Below are 6,119 nucleotides of genomic sequence, written 5' to 3' on the forward strand. Positions count from 1 at the left end.
CGCTGGGGGTGATCGGGGGAAACGGCTGGCTGGCCGGGGCGTTGCTGCGGCCTGCCATCGTGGAAGGCGTCATATCGCCGGCCCGTCTCGTCATCTCGTCGCGCAGCGGCACGGGCGGCCTCGAGTCGTGGCCCGCCGTCCGCCACCTGACCGATAACGAGATCCTCGCGGACGAGGCCGACATCGTCATGGTGTCGGTCCGTCCGGCCCAGCTGGCGGAGATCGAGCTCGACCTCGACGACCGGCTGCTCATCTCCGTCATGGCCGGCGTCGACACGGACCATCTCGCCGATCGCTTCGGCACGGAGCGCATCATCCGTGCCATGCCGAATGCCTGCGCCGAGCAGCGCCTTTCCTTCACGCCCTGGTATGCGACCGACGATGCGACGGACGAGGACATCGACTTCGCTGAACGGCTCTTCTCCGCCTCCGGCACGCCGCATGCGGTGACGGAGGAAACGGAGCTCGACTATTTCACCGCGCTCACCGGCGGCGGGCCGGCCTTCCCGGCGCTCTTCGCCGATTCGATGATCCGCCACGCGATCGAGGCCGGTGTCGATCCGGAAACGGCCGACACGGCGGTGCGCCAGCTCTTCCTCGGTGCCGCCATGCTGATGGCTGAGTCGCCCGACACGCCCGCCGACATCGTCGAGACCTTCATGGAATATCGCGGCACGACGGCGGCCGGCCTCAGCGCCATGCTGGACAGCGACGTTACCGGCGCCGTCTTCGACGGGCTGTCGGCCGCCCATCGCAAGGCGCGCGACGGCGGCTGACCGTGCGCCCGGCGTCAGACGCGTTTCAGGGCGAGCACGAGCAGGATGTTCATCGGCGCCTCAGAAGAGCGAGCCCTGGTCGGACGGATCGGAGCCCGGCGGCACCGGTTTGCCTTTCCGGCGGGCCGGCGCGGTTGAGGATGGCGATGCGACCCTCGCGGCATCGCCCGGCGCCGGGTCGCCTGCGTCCGGCCGCGCCGCCTTCGCCACGGCATCGACCAGCCCGTCCGAAAATTCGATGGTGATCGCCGCGGCGGGAGCGAGTTCCCTGGCCGCCTTCACGGGCCTTCCGGCGTCGTCGCGCACCAGGGCGTAGCCGCGTTTCAGCACGTTGCGGTAGGAGAGCGACTGCAGCACCCGGTCCTGCGCGACGAGCTGAGACCGCCGCCGGGCAAGCACCGCCGTCATCGCCGTCTCCGCGCGCCGGGCGCGGCTGGCGAGGCTTTCCCGGCCGCGCCGGATTTCTGCAAGCATGCGCATCGGCGCGCCACGCAGCGCCGCCTCGGAGGCGGCGGTGCGGGCGCGCAGCCGGTCGAGCAGGCGTTCCACCATGCGCTCGGCACGGCGCGCATTGTCCGCGATGCGCTGCCGGCGCTCGGCGATGCGGCCGGCGACGAGATCGCTTCGCAGATGCGCGGCGCTGCGTTCGAAGGCCTGCCGCTTGGCGAGCGTGTTCATGCGCAGGCCCCGCCCGAGGCCGGCGGCGGCCTCGTCGAAGCGGCGGCGCGGCAGCGCGAGCAGCTGGTCGAGCGAGGGAAGCGCCCGCGCCATCGCCCGGAGCGCCTGCCGCCGCAGCTCCATCTGCCGGCTCGCGGCATTGCCGAGCCGTGCCGCGAGCGCCGCCAGCGTCGCTTCCAGATCCGCCTTCACCGGCACGGCGATCTCGGCGGCGCCGGTCGGCGTCGGTGCGCGCCGGTCGGCGGCGTGGTCGATCAGCGTCCAGTCGGTCTCGTGGCCGACAGCGGAGATGAGGGGGATGCCGGACCGGGCCGCGGCGCGTACGACGGCCTCGTCGTTGAAACTCCAGAGGTCCTCGAGGCTGCCGCCGCCGCGCGCGACGATCAGCACGTCCGGCCGCGGTATCGGCCCGCCCGTCGCGAAGGCGTTGAAGCCGTCGATCGCGGCGGCCACGTCGTCGCCCGATCCCTCGCCCTGCACCTTCACCGGCCAGACGAGCACATGGACGGGGAAGCGGTCGGCGATCCGGTGCAGGATGTCGCGGATGACGGCGCCGGTCGGCGAGGTGACGACGCCGATCACCGCCGGCAGGAACGGCAGCGGCCGCTTGCGGTCGGCGTCGAACAGCCCCTCGGCGGCGAGTTTCCTGCGCCGTTCCTCGAGCAGGGCCATCAGCGCGCCGGCGCCGGCCGGCTCGAGCGATTCGATGACGATCTGGTATTTGGAGGATCCGGGAAAGGTGGTGACCTTGCCGGTGGCGATCACCTCCATGCCCTCCTCCGGCCGGAAGCGCAGCCGCGAGAAGGTACCCTTCCAGATGACCGCGTCGATGCGCGCCCGGTCGTCCTTCAGCGAAAAATAGGCGTGGCCGGAGGAGTGCGGCCCCCGGTAGCCGGATATCTCGCCTCGCACCCGGACCTGGTCGAAGGCCTGTTCCACCGTGCGCTTGATCGAGCCGGAGAGCTCGGAGACCGAGTATTCGGCGAGATTGGACGGCGAATCGGCGGCGTCGAAGATGCTCATGCTGCCTTTTTAGCGCAGTTGCGCCGCGCTGCCAGCATGCGGAGCCCTCATTCCCGGAGATTCCCTGCGGCGAGGCCCCTGGTGCTACCGAACGCCGTCCTTCGACGGCCGGACGCGATAGAGCCGCAGCGGCGTGCCGCCGTTCGGGATCGCTTCGAGATAGGACGGCACCCGGCCGGCATTGAGCTCGGCATAGAGGCCTTCCGGCTCGCTTCTCGCGATCAGCTGCATCTGCGTGTCCGTCGGGCAGAAGGCGACGAGCGTCACGCCGGCGCCCCGCAGGAAGGCCTCCGCCTGGCGCGGATTCGAAAGCCCGATGTGAAGCTCCGTCAGCATGCCGCCCTGGTTGCGATGGTAGGGCGCCGACAGCACGCGGTGGCCGGTATAACGCAGGACCGGTGCCCCGAAATCCGAGGTTCCGGCGACGACGCCGGCCGGCTCGGCGGAAAGCGGCGCGATGGCGGCGGCGCTGAAGCAGGAGGTGGCGACGGTTTCTTCCGCCGTGCTCGACCAGGTGGCGCCGACCCTTGCCTGGGTGGCGCCGGGGATCGAGACGCCGACGAGCGCCCAGGCCGGCGGCACGCTGGCCAGGGCGAAGACCGCGAAGGCGAGGCTCGCCTTGTTCTCCTTCGGCCGCGCATGCATGCGCTGCCGCAGATCGGCGATCGCGCCGGCGAGCGGCACGATGGCGATCATGTTGGCGAAGGTCGAGGCGCGGATCTGCACGAAGGCGATGAGGAGGCAGCAGGCGAGGACCGCCAGCACGACTGCATGCGCCCCGCGCCGGTCGCCCCGCGCGACGCGCAGCACGCAGACCGCGACGCCGAGCACCCCGGCGGCGTAATAGAAGCCGATCATGCCGGGATCGCTGGACAGCACGGCAAGGAACGACTGGGCCTCCATCACGCCGGCAAGCCAGAAGGTCTGCAGCAGCGGGTCGAGGTCTGCAAGCGGATTGCCGAGGCAGCCGGGCGCGATCAGCAGCGCGGAGACGCCGAGCACCGCGCCGATGCCGGCAAGGGCTGCAAGCCGGACGGAGAGGCTGCGGCCGCTTGCAAAGGCGGCGGCCAGGAAGAGCAGCCCGCCGCCGAAGGTCGCAAGTGCATAGAAGCCGTAGGAAATGGCGTCGCAGGTGACGGTGCCGTAGCCCGAAGGCGGCACGGTTGCGAAGAAGCAGAGGCCGACGGTCGCCGCCAGTCCGAGGCCGAAGGCCATCGCCGGCGCGCCGTCGGGCTTTCCCCGCAGCGCCCAGCCGATCGCCACGCAGCCGCAGGCGACGGCGACCATCGGCGTCGTCTCGGCGCCGATCGCGATCGCCAGTCCGCTGAGCATGCCGGCGGCGAGGCGGTCGCGCCGCACGCCGGCGCCGTCCGCCGGGCCGATCAGCAGCGCGATGATCCACACCATGAGCACGAGCTGCACATTGGTGTGGTCGATGGAACCGGGCTGGAAGCGGTTCAGCGAGAAGGCGGTGACCGCGGCGAGGATCAGCCCGATATGCAGGGCCGGCCGGCCGCCGATCCGTCCGGCGGCGAGCGCGATGCCGGCGAAGAGCGGGAAGATCAGAAGGAGCGGCCAGCCCGTGAGCACGATCGCCTCGGCCGTCGCCTGGCCGGTGAAGAGCCGGAAGAACGCGATGAGATTGGCGATCGGCAGGTCGATCAGCCGCGACCAGTGCATCAGCGTGCCGTCTCCCAGCCCGAGGCGGTACTGGTGGAGGTCGAACCAGTCCTGGCCGGCAAGCAGGTCGCGCACCTGAACGAGGCGCATGATGTCGTCGTTGTCGCTGCCGACATAGTCGGTGGCGGACGGCAGGCGGTTGACGGCGGAGGCGATGGCCACGGCGAGCGCGTAGAGCGTTGCGACAAGCGCCGTCGGCCACGCACCGCGCCGCGGCCGGGCCGCCTGCCGCCCGTCGTTGTCGTCGGAGGTCATCGTCCAGCTCGCCATGCGCTGCCGCCGTTCTTTCGTCATGACACTTGCGCGGGAAACCTAAGCTTAACCTTCTCAAGAAATAGTAAAGCGCGCACCGGCGGGAGGCCGGCAAACCGTTTCAGAAAGCCGATCCATGCCGGACGTCCTGCTCAGCGAACTCGATGTCGCGATCCTGTTGCCCTGCTACAACGAGGCGCAGACGATCGCCGCCGTGGTCACCGGCTTCCGCGCGGCGCTGCCCGGCGCCCGCGTCTTCGTCTACGACAACAATTCCACGGACTCGACGGCGCTGCGCGCGGCGCTCGCCGGCGCGATGGTCGTGCGCGAGCGGCGCCAGGGCAAGGGCAATGTCGTGCGCCGGATGTTCTCCGACATCGAGGCCGACATCTACGTCATGGCGGACGGCGACGGCACCTACGCGCCCGACGACGCGCAGGAACTGATCCGCACGCTGCTCACCGAACGGGCCGACATGGTGGTCGGCACGCGCCGCGGCGTACACGACGATGCCGGCCGCCAGGGCCATGCCTTCGGCAACCGCCTCTTCAACGTGCTCTACCGGTCGCTCTTCGGCAACGATTTCACCGACATCTTCTCCGGCTACCGGGTGTTCTCGCGCCGCTTCGCCAAGAGTTTCCCGGCGGTTTCCGGCGGCTTCGAGATCGAGACGGAGATGTCGGTGCATGCCTCGCGGCTGAAGCTGCCGGTCGCCGAGCTCGAGCTCGACTACGGCCGCCGTCCGGAGGGCTCCCATTCCAAGCTGTCGACCTTCCGCGACGGCGCGCGCATCCTGTGGATGTTCGCCATGCTGATGAAGGAGACGCGGCCCTTCACCTTCTTCGGCACGATCAGCGCCGGCTTCATGCTGGCAAGCCTCGCCTTCATGGCGCCGGTGCTCGCCGAGTATTTCCGCACCGGCCTCGTCGACCGCCTGCCGACCTGGGTGCTGTCGATGGCGCTGATGATGATCTCCTTCCTCGTCTTCGCGGCCGGCATGATCCTCGATTCGGTCGCCCGGGCACGGGCCGAGCAGCTGCGCATCCACTATATGAGCCTCACGGCGGCGACGGAGCCGTCCCTGCGAAAGGCGCCGGCGGAGAAACCGGCGCAGGGCAGGCGGGCGCGCGCCGCGTGAGGCGGCTGCTCGCCTTCGCGGTCGCCGGCGCCATCGGCTTCCTGGTCGATGCCGGCATGCTGGCGCTGCTTCTTGCCGCCACCCCGCTCGGTCCGTTCCTCGCCCGCATCGTCGCCATCGCGACCGCCATGGCGGTCACCTGGTTCGTCAACCGGCGGGTCACCTTCGGGCGCAGTCCGCATTCGCTGGCTTCCGAAGGCGCCCGCTACGGCGGCGTCGGCCTGTCGTCGGCGCTGCTCAACTATGCCGTCTATTCCGGCCTCGTGCTGGCGCTGCCCTGGCTGAACCCGGTTCTTGCCGTGGCCGCCGCTTCGGCCGTGGCGATGGTCTGGTCCTATCTCGGCTATTCCCGCTTCGTCTTCGGCGCGCCGTCCGCCTCGAAGTGAGCCCTGGTCCCGGCGGACGCCGGAAAGAAACGCCCGGTCGGCACGCCTCGGATTCGGCAAACGCCTGCGGCGTGGCTTTCACGTGCTCGCCGGCGCAGCCGCTTCGCCCACGCCCGCCGCCGCGCCGTGGTTTTGCGAAAGTCTCGGACGGGGCGCCGCAAGCTGCCTCGTAAAGTAATTTTATAT

Annotated in this window: 5 protein-coding genes; 3 read left to right on the forward strand and 2 right to left on the reverse strand. The window is 70.2% G+C overall.

The window, feature by feature from the left end:
• A partial coding sequence (locus tag LXM94_RS21435; protein WP_235773515.1) for a pyrroline-5-carboxylate reductase family protein occupies positions 1 to 776 on the forward strand: 776 nt, incomplete at its 5' end.
• A gap of 60 nt (positions 777 to 836) precedes the next feature.
• On the opposite strand, the gene xseA is transcribed toward LXM94_RS21435, so the two are convergent.
• Together xseA and LXM94_RS21445 are read right to left on the reverse strand one after the other, a co-directional pair.
• Positions 837 to 2,477, reverse strand: coding sequence for an exodeoxyribonuclease VII large subunit (gene xseA, locus LXM94_RS21440; protein ID WP_235773516.1), 1,641 nt, complete (start codon positions 2,475 to 2,477; stop codon positions 837 to 839).
• Between the two features lie 84 nt (positions 2,478 to 2,561).
• Positions 2,562 to 4,451: a hypothetical protein gene (locus tag LXM94_RS21445; RefSeq protein WP_235773517.1), complete on the reverse strand. Its 1,890-nt coding sequence runs from the start codon at positions 4,449 to 4,451 to the stop codon at positions 2,562 to 2,564.
• Between the two features lie 94 nt (positions 4,452 to 4,545).
• Between LXM94_RS21445 and LXM94_RS21450 the strand changes: the two genes are divergently transcribed.
• Both LXM94_RS21450 and LXM94_RS21455 read left to right on the forward strand, forming a co-directional pair.
• On the forward strand, positions 4,546 to 5,547 hold the full coding sequence (locus LXM94_RS21450) for a glycosyltransferase (protein ID WP_235773518.1): 1,002 nt from the start codon (positions 4,546 to 4,548) through the stop codon (positions 5,545 to 5,547).
• Positions 5,544 to 5,933, forward strand: coding sequence for a GtrA family protein (locus LXM94_RS21455; protein WP_235773519.1), 390 nt, complete (start codon positions 5,544 to 5,546; stop codon positions 5,931 to 5,933). Before LXM94_RS21450 ends, LXM94_RS21455 begins: the two co-directional genes overlap by 4 nt.
• The last annotated feature ends 186 nt before the right edge of the window (positions 5,934 to 6,119 follow it).

The organism is Rhizobium alarense, from assembly GCF_021555155.1.
GTDB lineage: Bacteria > Pseudomonadota > Alphaproteobacteria > Rhizobiales > Rhizobiaceae > Rhizobium_D > Rhizobium_D alarense.